Annotated in this window: 13 protein-coding genes; 9 read left to right on the top strand and 4 right to left on the bottom strand. The window is 47.4% G+C overall.

The features are described 5' to 3' along the window. Positions 1 to 132 precede the first annotated feature (132 nt). Positions 133 to 915 (bottom strand): HEPN domain-containing protein, encoded by a 783-nt coding sequence (locus OXN25_19810; GenBank protein ID MDE0427106.1) that lies wholly within the window; start codon positions 913 to 915, stop codon positions 133 to 135. A gap of 289 nt (positions 916 to 1,204) precedes the next feature. Between OXN25_19810 and OXN25_19805 the strand changes: the two genes are divergently transcribed. The 9 genes from OXN25_19805 (at position 1,205) to OXN25_19765 (ending at position 12,080) form a co-directional block, all read left to right on the top strand. Next, complete coding sequence (locus OXN25_19805) at positions 1,205 to 1,804, top strand: hypothetical protein (protein MDE0427105.1); 600 nt, start codon at positions 1,205 to 1,207, stop codon at positions 1,802 to 1,804. A 13-nt stretch (positions 1,805 to 1,817) separates the two neighbouring features. Beyond that, positions 1,818 to 2,153 carry a hypothetical protein gene (locus tag OXN25_19800; protein MDE0427104.1) on the top strand — a complete coding sequence of 112 codons (336 nt, stop codon included), beginning with the start codon at positions 1,818 to 1,820 and terminating at the stop codon, positions 2,151 to 2,153. A gap of 947 nt (positions 2,154 to 3,100) precedes the next feature. Continuing rightward, entirely contained in the window at positions 3,101 to 4,147 is a 1,047-nt protein-coding gene (rfaE1, locus tag OXN25_19795) for a D-glycero-beta-D-manno-heptose-7-phosphate kinase (protein MDE0427103.1), read from the top strand. A 246-nt stretch (positions 4,148 to 4,393) separates the two neighbouring features. Beyond that, complete coding sequence (gene gmhB, locus OXN25_19790; protein MDE0427102.1) at positions 4,394 to 4,975, top strand: D-glycero-beta-D-manno-heptose 1,7-bisphosphate 7-phosphatase; 582 nt, start codon at positions 4,394 to 4,396, stop codon at positions 4,973 to 4,975. 229 nt (positions 4,976 to 5,204) lie between these two features. Continuing rightward, entirely contained in the window at positions 5,205 to 6,530 is a 1,326-nt protein-coding gene (locus tag OXN25_19785; GenBank protein MDE0427101.1) for a nucleotide sugar dehydrogenase, read from the top strand. 30 nt (positions 6,531 to 6,560) lie between these two features. Further along, the gene (locus tag OXN25_19780) at positions 6,561 to 8,186 is read left to right on the top strand and encodes an NYN domain-containing protein (protein MDE0427100.1); all 1,626 of its coding nucleotides are present in this window, start codon (positions 6,561 to 6,563) and stop codon (positions 8,184 to 8,186) included. Positions 8,187 to 8,261: 75 nt separating this feature from the next. Beyond that, positions 8,262 to 9,719 carry a hypothetical protein gene (locus tag OXN25_19775; GenBank protein MDE0427099.1) on the top strand — a complete coding sequence of 486 codons (1,458 nt, stop codon included), beginning with the start codon at positions 8,262 to 8,264 and terminating at the stop codon, positions 9,717 to 9,719. A gap of 69 nt (positions 9,720 to 9,788) precedes the next feature. Further along, a complete protein-coding gene (locus OXN25_19770; protein ID MDE0427098.1) occupies positions 9,789 to 10,100 on the top strand; it encodes a hypothetical protein in 312 nt (103 codons plus the stop codon). A gap of 21 nt (positions 10,101 to 10,121) precedes the next feature. Next, positions 10,122 to 12,080, top strand: coding sequence for an alkaline phosphatase family protein (locus tag OXN25_19765; protein MDE0427097.1), 1,959 nt, complete (start codon positions 10,122 to 10,124; stop codon positions 12,078 to 12,080). 18 nt (positions 12,081 to 12,098) lie between these two features. Here the strand turns inward: OXN25_19765 and OXN25_19760 are convergent, their stop codons facing one another. The 3 genes from OXN25_19760 to OXN25_19750 all read right to left on the bottom strand — a co-directional run bounded on the left by OXN25_19760 (position 12,099) and on the right by OXN25_19750 (position 15,706). Further along, on the bottom strand, positions 12,099 to 14,033 hold the full coding sequence (locus OXN25_19760; GenBank protein ID MDE0427096.1) for a PHP domain-containing protein: 1,935 nt from the start codon (positions 14,031 to 14,033) through the stop codon (positions 12,099 to 12,101). A gap of 26 nt (positions 14,034 to 14,059) precedes the next feature. After that, on the bottom strand, positions 14,060 to 14,917 hold the full coding sequence (locus OXN25_19755) for a permease-like cell division protein FtsX (GenBank protein MDE0427095.1): 858 nt from the start codon (positions 14,915 to 14,917) through the stop codon (positions 14,060 to 14,062). 75 nt (positions 14,918 to 14,992) lie between these two features. Further along, positions 14,993 to 15,706, bottom strand: a complete 714-nt coding sequence (locus OXN25_19750; protein ID MDE0427094.1) for an ATP-binding cassette domain-containing protein — start codon at positions 15,704 to 15,706, stop codon at positions 14,993 to 14,995. Positions 15,707 to 15,714 lie beyond the last annotated feature (8 nt).

Here is a 15,714-nt window from a genome sequence, read left to right as displayed (position 1 = left end):
TTTACCAAGTTATACGCAAAATGTCAATAACTTCTAAATGTAAACAATACCTATACAATTTTTGGGAAAAATTGTCAAGCACTAAATTTTATTAAGTCCAAAACGACTAATTCCGAAATATTTTATACATCGTCATATTGCTTCCGCTACAGGAAAACCGTGTTGTGCAAGTTCGGTAGATACGGAGGTCCAGACAGCGCGTGCGTGTTCAACAGCCGTGGATGCGTCTGTTTCCGTGGCTTCTCGACCGTCCTCTCGGTAGCGGGCTTCAATTGCCCATCTGTTTAGGCCCCTCAAGTTTGGCAGCGCGGTTTTGAGTTGCCAACGCTCAGGCAACAGATCCCGTAGCACATTCAAGTCATGCGTTCTCCGAAAATCGATCTGTAAGAAAATTAATGCTGCTTTTAGTGCCTTTTCAGCGGCTTGGTGCGCGTGCCAACAGACTTGGCGCGGGGGCACGTGTGGATGCCCTAAAAGGGTTTCGGCTGTTGTTAAGTCTTCCTCCGCGTGGCGGAGCCAGCGGGCAGTATCTGCGAGTCGATCCGTCGTTTGCATAGCAAACTTTACCTCCTTGTTAGGTATACCACGACGTGCGGCTGCGCCCCGACTCTTCCAAAGAATTTTACCCTCTTGTTGGGCATACCGCAGCACCGAGCCGATCCGCGTGCGACTGCGTTCTAACTTTTCCGGTGTTGATACAATGATGTCCTTTGCCACGGGTATGTCAGATAGTGCGCGATCAATGTCAATGGCAATTTTCCGTTTATCCGTGAGCTCCGCGAAAACTACGAGCAGATCTATGTCGCTATCCCGATCTACGTCCCCTCGTGCCTGTGAACCGAAGAGGATAATCTGCAGCGAGTCAAATTCACGCACAATGCGCTCTGTTATGGTTGAGACGAATTCGTTATTCATTTTTTTCGTCCAATTTCCATCCAAGCAGGAATTTCACTATCACCTTATAGTATATCACCTATTGCGGTTGATTTCAATCGGTTTTGTGAGGCCTTTGCGTGAAAATAGTTTTGACTTAATTCAAAAAATGCGCGATAATATAATACATGCAAATCGGAATCAATGGACAATTGAATGTCTCTGATAAATGCCTTAATTGCCTTGATACAGAAGTATAACCGGAGTAAACGATGGGAAAAGCGTGAGATTCTCATCTTAGAAAAGACAAAATAATAAAAAAAGATGACTTATGGCGATATTTTATCGCGGGGCAGGCATCGGTACTTATTGGCATCTCAACAACCCCTTAGAGCGAGGTTTCATTGCAAGGAGCCCCGGGATGGAATCTACAACAACTCGGTTGATGGATCATATTGCAAGAAGCACTGTTAACAGTCCATTTATTTCTCTCACGCGTTCGTACGGAGTGGCTTGGCACTATGCAATGTCAAGTAGTACACGGCCCCCTACATCAAGTCAGCCTGCTTATGTCCATGAAATCGAGATTCAGGAGCCGCTGCCACGTGGATTAAAACTTCTTGATCCAGTTAAGGAGGTCGTACAGACGCTAGCGCTGCCGACAGAACCGGGACCGCCCTACCAGCACGATGGACTGCCTAGCTTCTTGATAGGCATCGTTGATCCCGGAAATATGGAACATTTTCTGGCACAACGCGCAATGCAGCCCCCCACAAGTGAAGGCATTCCGCGCACACCGAACCTAACAATTGAATTAGAGACACTTGTGCGTGCATTACGAGATTCCGAAATTCTTGTGCATGGGATCATTCCGGCAACTTGTGTAAAGAATAGTTTTGATGTTTATCCAGAGTTGCAACTTTCAGAATGAAAAGGAACCTCTCATGAAACATATTGTTGATACCGTTAACAAGATGAATCTCACAATTAAGCCGCTTGAGTTAGCAGGACGGGTGCCCTTTACCGACTCTATTGAACTCCTTCGCGTAGAATTGCAATATCAAGATGGGTATGGACCGCTTTTTATGGGACGGGTTCGATACGCCCTTGAGGGTGTTGAGCAAGAGGATGGCTTCCCTCTTGACCTACACAAAGGTGCATTCATCGCGACTGTCCCTATCCAAGAGGCAGGATTAGAAGAAAAACTTCAGGAAATTGGACCCGAAATTGCCAAGATTGTATACGAAGATTTAGCAGAAGAGCGACGCGCGCTCGCCTGAAAGGAATCTACTTTTAGCCCGGCGGCTCTGCCCGAGCAAGCAGTTCACTAAGGACGCGATGAAATGGGGTTGCAAACGCCGGGCTTCGGCGCGTGACATCTCGTCACGGATGCTGCCCAGTTGAGTGGTGTCAATCGTTCCATGTATCAGGACATGTTGCTCAATCAAACTTCGTAGGTGATTTAAATCCAGAGCGGTGTCGATAACTTCTGTCAGTCGTGCTTTAACTTCAGGTTCTTCAGCGAGCAGTCAATAACGAGTGTGTAAAGTTTTTGAAACTAAATCCTTAAGTATATAAATCACCAACACATTTTAACTTGACATAAGTTAGCAAATAGCGTATAATATATCATAAGACTTTCCAAAGAGGTGAATATTGTATCTCACGACAAAATACTGGCGCGGAAACCGACACAAACATTTTCAACAGACTACAGAAGTTTTTTACTAACTGTTAACCGCTGACCGCTGAGAGTAGAGCGCAGCGGAACGCCCTGACCGCTGACCGCTAACTCAAAAATGTTACACTTTTCGCAAAATTGCGTTTTTTACACAAGAGAAAAAATAGGAAATTAAACATCAACAAACCCTTACGGTGACTGGGTTCTATAACGTTACAGGCAACACACCAAATGGGACATAGGTGTAACATTTAGTGTAACATTTTTAACGAAAATTGATTAAGATATGCCGTTACGTTAATTGATTAAAATATACTGTTCCGTTAACCAATATTCACCTCCGTATGATCCCGTCAATTTTTGAATCCTGCAAATCCTGATTCAGACCGAGAAAAAAGCGATCTAAAGTGCCTAAAGTTGAAAGGTAATCCTAACGACCCAACAACTTTCCAACTTTAGCACACTTGCAAACTTTCTTGCGCTGACTGCTAACTCCCCTTGATTATCTTATTGCTTTAACGCGCGGATTTATGCTAATATACTCTCGTGAATCTAAAAACTCTTTTTACACAACTTCAAGGCAAACGGGTGATGATTATTGGCGACATCATCGTGGATGAATATATCTGGGGTGATGTGACTCGGATTTCGCCTGAGGCACCTGTGCCAGTCTTTGAAACGTCCACCGAGACGAGCAGTTGCGGAGGGGCGGCGAATGTCGCCCAGAATGTCGCAAGCCTTGGCGGGGACGCGGCGCTTGTCGGTGTAATCGGGTCAGACAGAACCGGTGAAAAGTTAATCCAGATGGCTACCGAAATGAATCTGGGTATTGCTGGAGTCTGTATTGATTCCGAACGACCAACAAGCACGAAGACCCGTGTAATTGCCCGCGCTGCTACTTCAACTTTCGCTGAGGGAAAGCAGGAACCCGGACAACATCTACTTCGCATTGATAGGGAGTCTAAGCAAAAAATTTCTACCCGATTGTCAGAGCATCTGTTAGCTGAAGTGGGCTCTCAATTGCCAGCAAGTGATGCCGTTGTTTTTGCTGACTACGATAAGGGGGTTGTGAATGCGCAACTTATCAAGGAAGTGGTGAAACAGGCACAATTTTACAATGTGCCGGTCGTCGTCGATCCAAAGCGCGATAATTTCTGGTATTATGAGGGTGTCACCGCGCTGACACCGAATCATAAAGAAGCCAGTGCCGCTGTTCATGAAGAAATTACCGAGATAGCAGACCTGATTACTGTTGGAGAGAAAATTTTGGATCAGTTATCGCTTGGGGCGTTGTTAATTACACGTGATGCCGACGGAATGTCTCTGTTTCAGCGAGAAACCGACGGGAGCCTGCAAGTGAAGCATCTACCCCCTTATTCCAGCGTTGTAACGGATGTGACAGGCGCGGGGGACACTGTTGTTGCAGTATTCACGCTTGCCCTTGCCGCAGGAGCCGAATTTCATAGGGCTGCAGTATTGTCCAGTCTCGCGAGTGGGATTGTTGTCGGAAAAATGGGGTGTGCAACCGTCACATCAGAGGAACTCCACCAGGCAATTAGTGAATTCCACAGTTGCGTGGTCCCTCTTATGTAGCGCAAACTATTAGTTTGCGTAGTAATACCAATTCTAATTGATAATTCCTCTTAAAAGGTTGGCTATTTTTCAGCACTGCTCGGTGCGGTTAGAAACCGCACCTACCGGGTGTGACGTGAGTGGGTTCGGTTAATGCGAGATAAACTTTTAGAAATGGTATAAGTATCTACAGTTGCGTGGTCCCTCTTATGTAGCGCAAACTGTTAGTTTGCGTGGCAAGGGCTGACATGAGGTCTTATTATAAGAATGAAAACTGTCTTTCTTGATCGAGATGGCGTTATCAATCGGAACCCTCCAAATATGGGTTACGTCCGGAAGTGGATAGACTTCTCCTTTATTCCAAGTGCCCGTAGCGCAATTCAACAACTGACACAAAGCGGGTATCGCATCTTTGTCGTAACCAATCAAGCAGGGATTGGCAGAGGCCTTTATTCGGAGGAGGACCTGAAGGATATTCATTCTCGAATGATTGCCGAGATCGCAAGAGCAGGTGGAGAAATCGACGCTGTTTATTACTGCCCGCATCATCCTGATGCCGGTTGCGAATGTCGAAAACCGAAACCCGGCATGCTAAAGCGTGCTGCACAAGAACATAATATTGATCTCTCAAGCGCATATTTCATTGGCGATGTACTTACAGATATTCAGGCGGGTAGGCGTGCTGGGACCACAACATGCCTTGTCTTAACCGGACTTGGGCAAGAGAGTTACCACGATTACATTAATGCTAAGTATGATCAGTATGGGAATAAAGAGGAGTGCTCCCCAGACAAGATATTCACGAACCTTTACGCAGCAACACGCTGGCTCCGGTTTTTTAACACTTAGGACTTACGCAGGATGCTTTGGGCATAACTTGTTAGGTTGTACTACAGACCGCCTGCGTTTTTTGGATGACCCCTCTCTCAAGACGCTGGCGATGATCAAAATCGCGTAAGTCTTGTGCTTCTAAACATTACACCAAAACAGTAGCCTGCAACAACGGCGCAGGCGGGTCTACGCAAAAGCACGAGAGAGTCCGAACCCACCTGACCGACCCGCAAGGAAAATTAAAAAGATGATTCTTGAAAAAATAGAAAACCGGACTGCTCATGCGGGTGTTATCGGGCTCGGTTATGTCGGATTGCCGCTTATGGTTGCTATCGCGCGTGCCGGATTCCGAGTCACAGGTATCGATATTTGTCCACACAAAATAGCACAGTTGAAACGGGGCATATCGCATGTGCCAGATGTCACCAATGCCGTGCTCGGACCGCTTATTGCATCTGGACAGATACAAGTCACGACCGATGCCGCTGTGCTCCGTGAATTGGATACCGTCAACATCTGCGTGCCAACGCCTTTGCGTGAGAACCGAACGCCTGATATGCAGTTCATCACCGCCGCAGTCGAGCAAGTCGCACACCATTTACACACCGAGCAGCTAATCGTCCTTGAAAGCACCACCTACCCCGGTGCAACCGAAGAAATCGTCCTTCCAATCCTCAAAGCACATTTTAGAAAAACCGAAGATTCCCATCCCGCACAGGTAGGACGCGATTTCTATCTCGCTTTTTCACCCGAACGCATTGAGCCCGGAAATAGCACCTACTTCGTGACGAATACACCTAAAATTATCGGTGGTGTTACCCCACAATGCACCCATGTTGCCAAAACATTTTACGAGCAGTTCATCAACAAGACGCATACCGTCTCTTCCCCCCGAACCGCTGAGATGGTCAAGTTACTGGAGAACACGTTCAGAAGCGTCAATATCGGGCTTATCAATGAAATTGCCCTTATCTGTGACCGGATGGATCTGGATGTTTGGGAAGTCATTGATGCCGCTGCAACTAAACCTTTCGGCTTCATGCCGTTCTATCCGGGTCCCGGACTCGGTGGACACTGCATCCCTATTGATCCGCATTATCTCTCTTGGAAGGCGCGGATGTATGAATACCATGCACGTTTTATTGAACTTGCCAGCGAAATTAACAACGAGATGCCCAAATATGTAGTAGATAAGATTGTTCACGCCTTGAATCTTCAACGTAAGTCCGTTGAGGGTGCGCAATTATTAATCCTCGGTGTCGCCTATAAAAAAGATGTCAGCGACACTCGCGAATCGCCAGCACTCGAAGTAATTCGTTTAATTCTTGACAAAAAAGCAAAATTTCTGTATCATGACCCCTATGTAGAGACCTTGTCTCTTGATAAACAGAAAACCTATCGTTCGGAACCGTTGACAGCGGCTTTGATCCAAAATGCCGACTGTGTCGTCATTCTAACGGATCATAGTGCCATAAATTATAAGTGGCTTGTTGAACACGCCCAATTAGTCGTTGATACGCGCAACGCTACACACGCTGTGCAACATGGACGAGAAAAAATTATCAAAATTTAATTTCCTACATCCTTTGGAGCCCACGTACTTATGCCAAACTCAGATCTAAAATTGAAAATACGGCGAGATCAACTCACATGGTTCCTCGATCTGCTCTTAGATGAAAGAGAGGTCTTCCAATTGAGTGCTTCTGCCAGTATTGTGCCGGATTTTGACCGGTTATACGCATTGTCGAAGCGGGAGTTATTGGCAAGTCTGACGGATGCTTTTTTGCATCAAACTGGCGACCCCAAGATTGCTGTTGAGAGTGATGGGGCGTACGCACCAAGATCTCCTGAAAAAAATAGTGAGTCTTCAGTGGAAGAACTCGCGAGCCAGTTCTTTACCGAAAAGGCGCAAGGAGCGATCTCCCGAGTCGGTTACATGGAAGTCTCCGAAATCGAAACCTTTTTTAAAACATCTGAGGTGCTCATTGAAGCCGGTGATTTTGCCGAGATTGTCTGGGCACTCTTAACGGATAAACGTCGAGAAGTTGTTGAACACGGCTATCAACTCCTTAACAGAACTTATGAATCATTAGAAGAACCACACGTAAACGGACAGGAAACCCTACCGAACACAGAACAGTTGGAAGAAATTCAGCCACAGTATGTCTACGATGCGGAAGATGGCCGGCAGCAATCGGATGCTCCCGTTTCCGAAATTGCGCAGCTTGAACAACAATTGGCAAATTCCAAGGCGGATTATACTTCGCTGGAGCAGAGCCATGACCGGCTCGATCAACAGCGCAGTTTTTTATTACAAGAGAACAGAGGGTTGAAAAGCGAGGCGGATGCCTATCACGAGAACAACAAGCGTTTGAAAACACTTGAAGAGGAGAATCGTATTCTCCGTGAGCAAGTCGCACGCTATATTGATGAAACATCGGAACTTCAACAACTCGCTGAAGAGCGTGAGCTACTCATCGTTGAGAAGGGCCAATTAGCAGAAAAACTAAAAGAATATGAGCAAGTTAAGGCGGTGAAAGAGACTTTTACTGCCGACCTCAAATTGGTTGAAGAGGCGATCTATAAAGAGCATCAAGAACTTGAAGATTTTCAAAGAAGTTTAGACAACCATTTCGATACCTTGGAGAGTTGCCATCAAACGGCGCGGGGGGCACTGAACCAAATTCGTCAAACCCTTGCTTATTTGGATACACAAGAGCTTAACGCGAGTCAAAGACCTTACGGTATGACATCGGAACAACCGCGCGTCGGTGTTTTCGTCGATGTACAGAATATGTTTTATGCCGCTAAAGACCGGTTCGGACGCAGAGTTGATTATATCAAACTGCTCGATCTGATCGTCGGCCCCCGATACCTCATGGTCGCCTACGCTTATGTTGTTCAGATACCCGAAATCAACCAATCCAGTTTTCTTTCGCTCCTTGAACACAACGGTTATACGATTAAGAGCAAAGATCTACGCTTACGCGGTGACGGCTCGGCGAAAGGCGATTGGGATGTCGGGATTGCTGTAGATGTCGTTTCAATGCTCGGATCATTGGATGTCGTCATCTTAGCCAGCGGCGATGGCGACTTTTGCCCACTCGCTGAACTCATCAAGCAACAAGATAAACGGGTCGAAGTTGTCGCTTTTGAACACAATACCTCCATGGATCTACAACAAATCGCAGACCAATTCTTTCCAATCGGGGATGAATTGCTAATCTAACCGCAAAGAAGCGGCGTGATTACACAACTCATTCTTTCTACAATGCATTATTTTCTTCGTTCTCTATGGAACGCTATGAACACGCCTTCAAACCGCAGTTCTTTTCTATCACTTCCAATGTGTCTCATTCTCGCTATCCTTTCCATGTTTATGCGAATAGATGTAGCCAGCGCAGAATGGACGACTTCCCCAACGCAAAACCTACCCTTATGCACAGCACAAAACGAACAACATTTCCCTGTCCTTGTTCCCGATGGGAAAGACGGTGCGATCGTGGCGTGGAGCGATGCACGTAACGCGAATCGTGATATTTATGCCCAGCGCGTCAGTGCTACAGGCGATGTGCTCTGGAAAACCGACGGTGTCCCAATCTGCGATCTACCCTCATCACAGAGTTGGCCACTGATTGTTGGCGACACACAGGGGGGTGCCATTCTCGTTTGGGGTGATACGCGACACGGAAATCAAGACAGCTACGCACAGCGCATTGATGCCGACGGCAATAAACTCTGGGGGGCTGAGGGTATCCCTGTCTGTACACATCCAACGCTGCAAGATGATGTCAACGCTATCGCAGATGGAAAAGGTGGGGTGATTGTCGTATGGGAAGATTGGCGGAACGAGAATCAAGATATTTATGCCCAGAGAATTGATAGCACTGGAAAACCGTTATGGGAGACGAATGGTGTCCCCGTCTATAGTGGTGAGGGAGATCAATACGATCCGGTTCTCATTGCTGATGGGGAAGGCGGTGCTATTTTTGCATGGTGGGATATTAGCACCCCAGATTGGAACATTTTCGCACAGCGACTCTCAGCAGACGGAACGCCGCTGTGGAATTCTGGCACTGATGCCGAAACTGCGCCTATCCCCGTCTGTGTAGCACTGGGGAACCAGGGCGCGCCTGTTGCTGCCAGTGATGGAAATGGTGGGGTCTTCTTCGTCTGGTCGGATTACCGTAATGACCCGCAGTTTTATACGAGAGCACAGTTATACGCACAACGTATAACGGCGCAAGGGGAGGCGTTGTGGGAGAAAGATGGTATTCCGGTCTGTGAATTGCAGGTCAATCAGCAACAACCGCACTGCATCTCTGATGGAACTGGCGGTTTCATCGTGGCTTGGTGGGATGAACGAAATATTTTCGCTGACCTCTACGCACAACGTATTGACGCAAACGGTAAGGCACTCTGGGATGGTGAAGATGTTGACTTACAAAACGGGGTGCCTATATGCACTGAGGCGGGTGTCCAGAGGCTCCCGCAGCTCCTGCCTACTAATGATGCAGGCGTTATCGTCTATTGGCTCGACTATCGGGAGGACTTTGGGGATTCAACTGAGGATGCAATCTATGCCCAACGACTCGATGCTGACGGCAACCCGCTTTGGGAGATTGATGGTATCCCAGTCTGCAGTGCCCCGAAAGAGCAAATTAGTCCGAAAGCCGTGGCTACAGGTCTTGACGCAGCAATTATCGTCTGGAGCGATGCACGCGGTCCAGATTATGACATCTATATCCAACGCGTGCCATAGCAGACAAAATGTTGATTGAATTCTCCGACAATCTATGTCATAATAGATAGAGAAAAGGAGGACGAAAACATGTCAGACCAAGATTTCAGAGAACGGATGTTAAGCGCTATTGAAGATCTCAAACGCACAACTGAACGCATAGAAAACAGAATAGAACGCGTGGAAGACAGAATGGAAAAAATGAACGAGAGAATAAATAGTAGGTTAGCAGCCGTGGAAAAAGACGTAACCAATCTTCACGGGGACGTTAGATGGATTCGGGGGAAATTTGAAGGAAGACAGGAAGCCACATCAAACCAAGACGCGAAGGCTGCTATCTGGATAGCATTGGGCTCAGCATTAGCAGCTATCGTATCATTAATTAAATCTTTTTGGGGATAATCGGCATAAAAGGAGGTCTGAATGGCAAAACGCACACAACATGCCCCCGCAAAACGGGCAATTATTGTCGGGATGGATGGGGCGAGCATGGAACTGGTGAAAAATATGATTGACTGGGGACACACCCCGAATATGGCGAGGCTCCTCCAGAACGGGGTCTACCGACCGATGATTGGTGTATTTCCCACTTTGACACCCCCCGGATGGACCGCGCTCTCTACGGGTTCGTGGCCCGGCACACATCGAGTGATGGACTTCAACATTCGCGCCCTCGGAGAACGCCTTGATAAAACGACATGGGGCATTAACACCGGTTTGTGCCAATCTGAATATCTATGGAACCTTGTAGAGCGGGCAGGTGGGAAACCGATTTTGGTGAAGTGGGAGATGTCTTGGCCCCCCACTGTGAAAACTGGGATTCAGGTTGAGGGAACCGGACCCGGCGTCTCGAATCACCATCAGATTGCAGGGTATCATCTCTTTGTCGCAGGAAAATGGGCACCCCGTCCTATCGGTGGACAGCGCGACCCGGAAACACTCGACCCAAGCGCACTGCAAAAGGTCCGACACGTTGATCCTGTAACCATTACGCCTATTGACGATACTGATTGGGATGCCTTGCCAGATTCTGCAGAACCGGTACAAGCCGTCCAACTTACTATCCGACCTCTGGCGCGTGGCAGGGAAGATGTGATGCCTTCAGTCCACTCCGAAGGTGATGCCTCTGATGAAGCGCGGGTCCCAAAGAAGTTTTATGGTTTAATTTACGCCTCTCAAGATAACGGCTACGACCGAATACGGATTTGCAAAAGTCGCTCTGGAGACGATGCCGTCGCAGATCTCGGGGTCGGTGAATGGAGTGAGTGGTGGTTGGATGCCTTTGAGATTGATGGTAAAGACGTAGAAGGTTACGTGCGAATGAAGCTTGTTACCCTCACCGCCACAGCTGATGCTTTTGAACTTTTCGTGCCACAGATTTGGCCCCGGACGGGCTACACGGTTCCAGAAGCTGTCGCCACCGCGATTGACACAGAAATCGGCTCGTTCCTTCAAAACCCCGCGCGCGATGCTCTGGGACAGATGGACGATGATACCTATTTTGAGGTGTTAGACTACCACCACCAACGCCTCGCCGATGTCGCAACGCATCTCGCAAAAAACAACGATTGGGATGTCTTGATGGTGGAGAGCCATGCTCCCGATTACGCCAGTCATTTCTTCCTCAGCCAAGCAGATGAAATTAGCGGTGCTGCACCGGAGACAATTCACCGGTGTCGTGAGGGATTGCGACGCACGTATGCGTCTGTGGACCAGATGATTGGGCGGATCGTAGAATGTGCTGATGACGATACAGTCGTCCTCATCTGTGCCGATCACGGGGGAACGCCAAACCAATTCCGTGCTGTCGATATCGAAAAAGTGCTTGAAGAGACTGGGTTTATCGTTAGGGAGGCCAGCGGCGCAATCGACTGGACAAAAACACGGGCAGTCAACGTCGGTTTGGTGCATATCTTTATTAACTTAGCCGGACGTGAACCCGATGGAATCGTTGCACCTGAGGACTATGAAGCGACGCAACGAGAGATTATCGCTGCACTCCATACCTATAAGGACGCAGAAACGGGACGACATCCGTTTACATTAGCCGTCACCCGCGCAGATGCCGAGATGTTCAACCTACATGGCGATTTAGTAGGCGATGTTGTTTACGCGCTCCGACCCGAATTCGATGGCGCACACGGTAAGCAGCTCCCGTCTGTCAGTTTCGGAATTGGTGGACAGCACTCTACGTTTATTTTATCCGGGGCTGGTGTCCGGCAAGGAATCGCTTTACAAAGACAGGTTCGCGTTGTTGATGTCGCGCCAACGCTTTGCTATCTGTTAGGACTCCCAATGCCTGAGAAGGTAGAAGGCGGGGTCGTTTACGAGGCGTTAGAGGACCCAAATTGGCATTTGACCCAACTCGCGGCTTTAGCGTAAGCACAGTCGGCGCGCCTTTTATGGGCGCGCACCGATATTACATATCTCGCGCAATTCCCCTAAAGTATATGTATTAATAACCTCGGCTTTGGTCAACCACCCGCGACGCGCAACATTCAGTCCGAATCTACGACGCTCAAGTTGTCCGATGCCGTGGGCATCTGTATTGACCGATAATAACACGCCCGCGCTTTTTGCCATCCTGACAAATTGGGAGTCCAAGTCTAAGCGACTCAAGGATGCGTTAATTTCCAATACCGTGTTATTTTCTGCCGCAGCTGCGATGACCTCTTCAATGTTCAACGCATACATAGGTCTATATCCGAGCATCCTACCTGTAGGATGACCGATGATGTTAACGAACGGATTCTCAATTGCACAAATGATGCGCTTTGTCATCTCCGCTTCGGTTAGCGTGAAAAGGCTATGAACGCTTGCAACAACAATATCGAGTTGGGCTAAAATCTCATCAGGAAAATCCAACTCACCGTGTCGTCGGATATCTACCTCAGAGCCAGCAAAAACTGTGATACCCTCGGTTTGGGCATCTAATTCACGAACTTGTGCTACTTGTGCGAGAAGTCGCGTCTGATTTAACCCGTTCGCGACGGTGGAAGAGACAGAGTGATCCGTGATAGCGAAGTATTCCAGACCTTCTGCCTTCGCCGCTGCTACCATATCCTGAAGCGTATGTCGTCCGTCACTCCAGTCGGTGTGTGCGTGCAAGTCACCCCGCAAATCCGTAAATTCAACCAGATTCGGCAAGGTATTATCTTTCGCTGCTGCAACGGATGTTTCGTCTTGTCGGAGTTCTGGTAGAATATAAGGGACACCGAATCTGTTGTAAATTTCCGTTTCCGTTAGATTGCGCGTTGCATTGAAGTTAGTTTCTGATCCTGACGGCTTTACCTCAGTAAGTGCGGCGAGGTGTTCGTCTGTCCCTGTTGTTAAAAACAGCGTTGATTCGTAGGTGGCAGCACTGGATAAATAGATAGACACTGGGAAATCTTGGTCGATACAGAATTGGATGGCAGGAAGTGCATCGCGTCCGTCGCCAGTCAATGCGTCTTGACGTTTTTCGATAAGAGTTGTAGCGTCCGCATCGTATGCGTATTGAATTTGTCGAGTTTCACCAGAGCCCGTTTTGAAAATTATTGACGAACCGGGGTTCTCTGATGTTTCTGACGAATCTGTTATCAGGTACGCTGGTCCAAATTGCGTTTGTGAGAACACTTCAAGCAGTGATTGTAGCGGAGGCGTAAGCGTCCCATTTTCAAGCTGAAATACGCTCTCATCTTGGCATTCAATGATGAGTTCTATACTTCGACATGTCTCTTCATGCCTACGCAAATCTCCTGTGACTTCAGGTTCCCGTGTTATCCATCCTTCCGCTACAAATTGGGCTAAACTCTCGACAATCTGCTGAACGATAGGTAAAACACTCCAGAGTGGACGCTGTTTTTTCTGTTCTATGTGAAACGCCAAACTCTCAGTTATCATTCGGAGCGTTTTGCGTCCGATCCCTTTTATACCCCTAAGTTGTCCGCTCTCTAACAATGCCTGAAAGTCCTCAAGACTCCTAACACCAAATTCATGGTAAAATCTGCTGGCTGTTTTTATACCGATGCCTCGGAGTTTCAGCACCTCGAGAATACCGGTCCCTGTTTCTTCTGCCAGATCATTATAGAATTTGCAGCGTCCGGTTTCCAGAATTTCAACCGTTTTATCCTGAATGGCTTTCCCGATACCAGGTGTGGCGCGAAGTTGTTCTAATGCTTTTGGGTCGTACGTGGATGTGTCTGGTTGGGTGGAAGCAGAGGCGAGTTCGTATGGAAAATCCTCAATTATATCGGCTGCTCGATCATAAATGCGTGCGCGAAAGGCATCATCACCGCGGATTTGTAACAGAGACCCGATCGCTCTGAATACCTCACTAATGTCACGGTTTGTCATTATTCATAGTCTCCGATTACAAGATTTTAGGTATATTTCCATTGTGTAATCAAACCAACAAAGGATCCGACGAGCATACTACCCACAACGACCGAGATAAGTTGATAGATATTGAGAAAGTCGATTATCCCTAATTCAGATCTGAATATGTAAAACATTCCATAGAAGCAGCCAAGTCCACACACGGCACCGAATCCGCCGAGGAAAATTCCGTGCCAGATAAAGGGACCAAGGAGATAGCGTCGAGGCATACCGAGTAACTTCATGAGGGTAATCTCTTCAGCGCGTGCAGCCGCTGTTTTGTTTAAAAGAGAACCGATAATGAACCAAACAACAATAGCTGCCACGCCGATACCAATCAAAACTGTTCGCTCCGAACTCCGCAACCGATCATTTAACTGTCCCTGTCCTGTTAAAGTCACATCTTCGATTTCATTGTATCCTTTCATCTCTAAAGCGATCTGCTCTAATACGCGGCGTGTTATCAATTCTTCGTCTACATAGATGTTCAGGGATGCAGGAAATGGATTTACGCCTTTCGTCTCCGCGAACGCCTCCTTAATCAAAATTCCCAAATCTTGAAACTCAGTTTCACCGCGAGCGAGGTTTTCTGCTTTTGAGGTGTAATTCGCAGCGAGGATGTGTCCGCTTTTCTCTATTTGGCTTAGCAGCGTGCGTCCTTCTGATTCGTCGACGCTGTCTTTTAGAAAGGCTACAAGCGTTGGGGAATGGTCTTTAAATTCAGAACTTTTTGATATAGACGAGTGGTTTAGCAGTAGAACGGCAAGCAAGGTTACAACAAACGCAATCCCCACGATACTCATAAGGTTTGAGCTACCCGCACGCGAGATATGGGAGATGGCGTTTTGAAAGCGGTAACGCATGTTTTTTTAAGTCTTCTCTGTTAACCAAAATGAAGAAAAACAGTGAGAGGCATAGAAGCATCACTTGACTGCATTTCAGATGGACGCTGACGACGGGTCCCAACGGATCGCACCGTCCTTCAGTTCAATAATTCGTTTATTACATTTCTCGGCGAGTTTCCGGTCAGCTGTAGCAATAAAGACGGTCATGCCTTGGAAGTTAAGTGCATCAAGAAGTGCCATGACTTCAAGCGAGAGGCGTAAATCTAAGCCTTCTGTCGGGGCATCTGCAATCAGTAATAGAGGTTTATTGATAATGGCTCGCGCAATAGCAAGTTTGCGCCGTTCGTTATTGGATATTTCTGCTGGGCGCGCATTTTGATGATGGCTCAGCCCCATTTGATGGAGAATTTCATTCACATTATCTTTTAACAACCGAGGTGCCGTACCCACTAATTTCTGTGGAAGTGCCAAATTTTCCTTTACTGTTTTATCCGCTAATAGCTTAAAATCTTGAAAAACGATGCCTATTTTTTGCCGAAAATACGGAAGGTTTACCTTGTTCAGTTCAGCGAGTTGTTGTCCAACAACACTCATCTCACCACCTATTGGAGCTAAGTCCGCATATAAAAGTCGTAAGAGGGTCGTCTTTCCTGAACCGCTCGGACCAACGAGAAAAGCAAACTCGCCGCGCTCAACACGAAAACTCACTTTCTCAAGCACGCTAAGTTCATCGTAACTGAAACTGACCTGGTGTACCTGTATCATTTTAATCGTTATCGGTGCGTTCGCTTTGAAAGCCGAAGCCATTTTCAGTA

The sequence above is a fragment of the Candidatus Poribacteria bacterium genome (assembly GCA_028820845.1).
Classification (GTDB): Bacteria; Poribacteria; WGA-4E; order WGA-4E; family WGA-3G; genus WGA-3G.
The sequence above is the reverse complement of the archived record's forward strand: the minus strand, read 5'-3'. Positions and strand labels throughout refer to the sequence as shown.

Excerpts from the sequence above, each read along its gene's own strand:
- OXN25_19805 (MDE0427105.1), top strand. The coding sequence starts at position 1,205 with ATGGCGATATTTTATCGCGGGGCAGGCATCGGTACTTATTGGCATCTC.
- OXN25_19755 (MDE0427095.1), bottom strand. The coding sequence starts at position 14,917 with ATGCGTTACCGCTTTCAAAACGCCATCTCCCATATCTCGCGTGCGGGT.
- OXN25_19785 (MDE0427101.1), top strand. The coding sequence starts at position 5,205 with ATGATTCTTGAAAAAATAGAAAACCGGACTGCTCATGCGGGTGTTATC.
- OXN25_19810 (MDE0427106.1), bottom strand. The coding sequence starts at position 915 with ATGAATAACGAATTCGTCTCAACCATAACAGAGCGCATTGTGCGTGAA.
- OXN25_19765 (MDE0427097.1), top strand. The coding sequence starts at position 10,122 with ATGGCAAAACGCACACAACATGCCCCCGCAAAACGGGCAATTATTGTC.
- OXN25_19775 (MDE0427099.1), top strand. The coding sequence starts at position 8,262 with ATGAACACGCCTTCAAACCGCAGTTCTTTTCTATCACTTCCAATGTGT.
- OXN25_19750 (MDE0427094.1), bottom strand. The coding sequence starts at position 15,706 with ATGGCTTCGGCTTTCAAAGCGAACGCACCGATAACGATTAAAATGATA.
- OXN25_19760 (MDE0427096.1), bottom strand. The coding sequence starts at position 14,033 with ATGACAAACCGTGACATTAGTGAGGTATTCAGAGCGATCGGGTCTCTG.
- OXN25_19800 (MDE0427104.1), top strand. The coding sequence starts at position 1,818 with ATGAAACATATTGTTGATACCGTTAACAAGATGAATCTCACAATTAAG.
- gmhB (MDE0427102.1), top strand. The coding sequence starts at position 4,394 with ATGAAAACTGTCTTTCTTGATCGAGATGGCGTTATCAATCGGAACCCT.
- OXN25_19770 (MDE0427098.1), top strand. The coding sequence starts at position 9,789 with ATGTCAGACCAAGATTTCAGAGAACGGATGTTAAGCGCTATTGAAGAT.
- OXN25_19780 (MDE0427100.1), top strand. The coding sequence starts at position 6,561 with ATGCCAAACTCAGATCTAAAATTGAAAATACGGCGAGATCAACTCACA.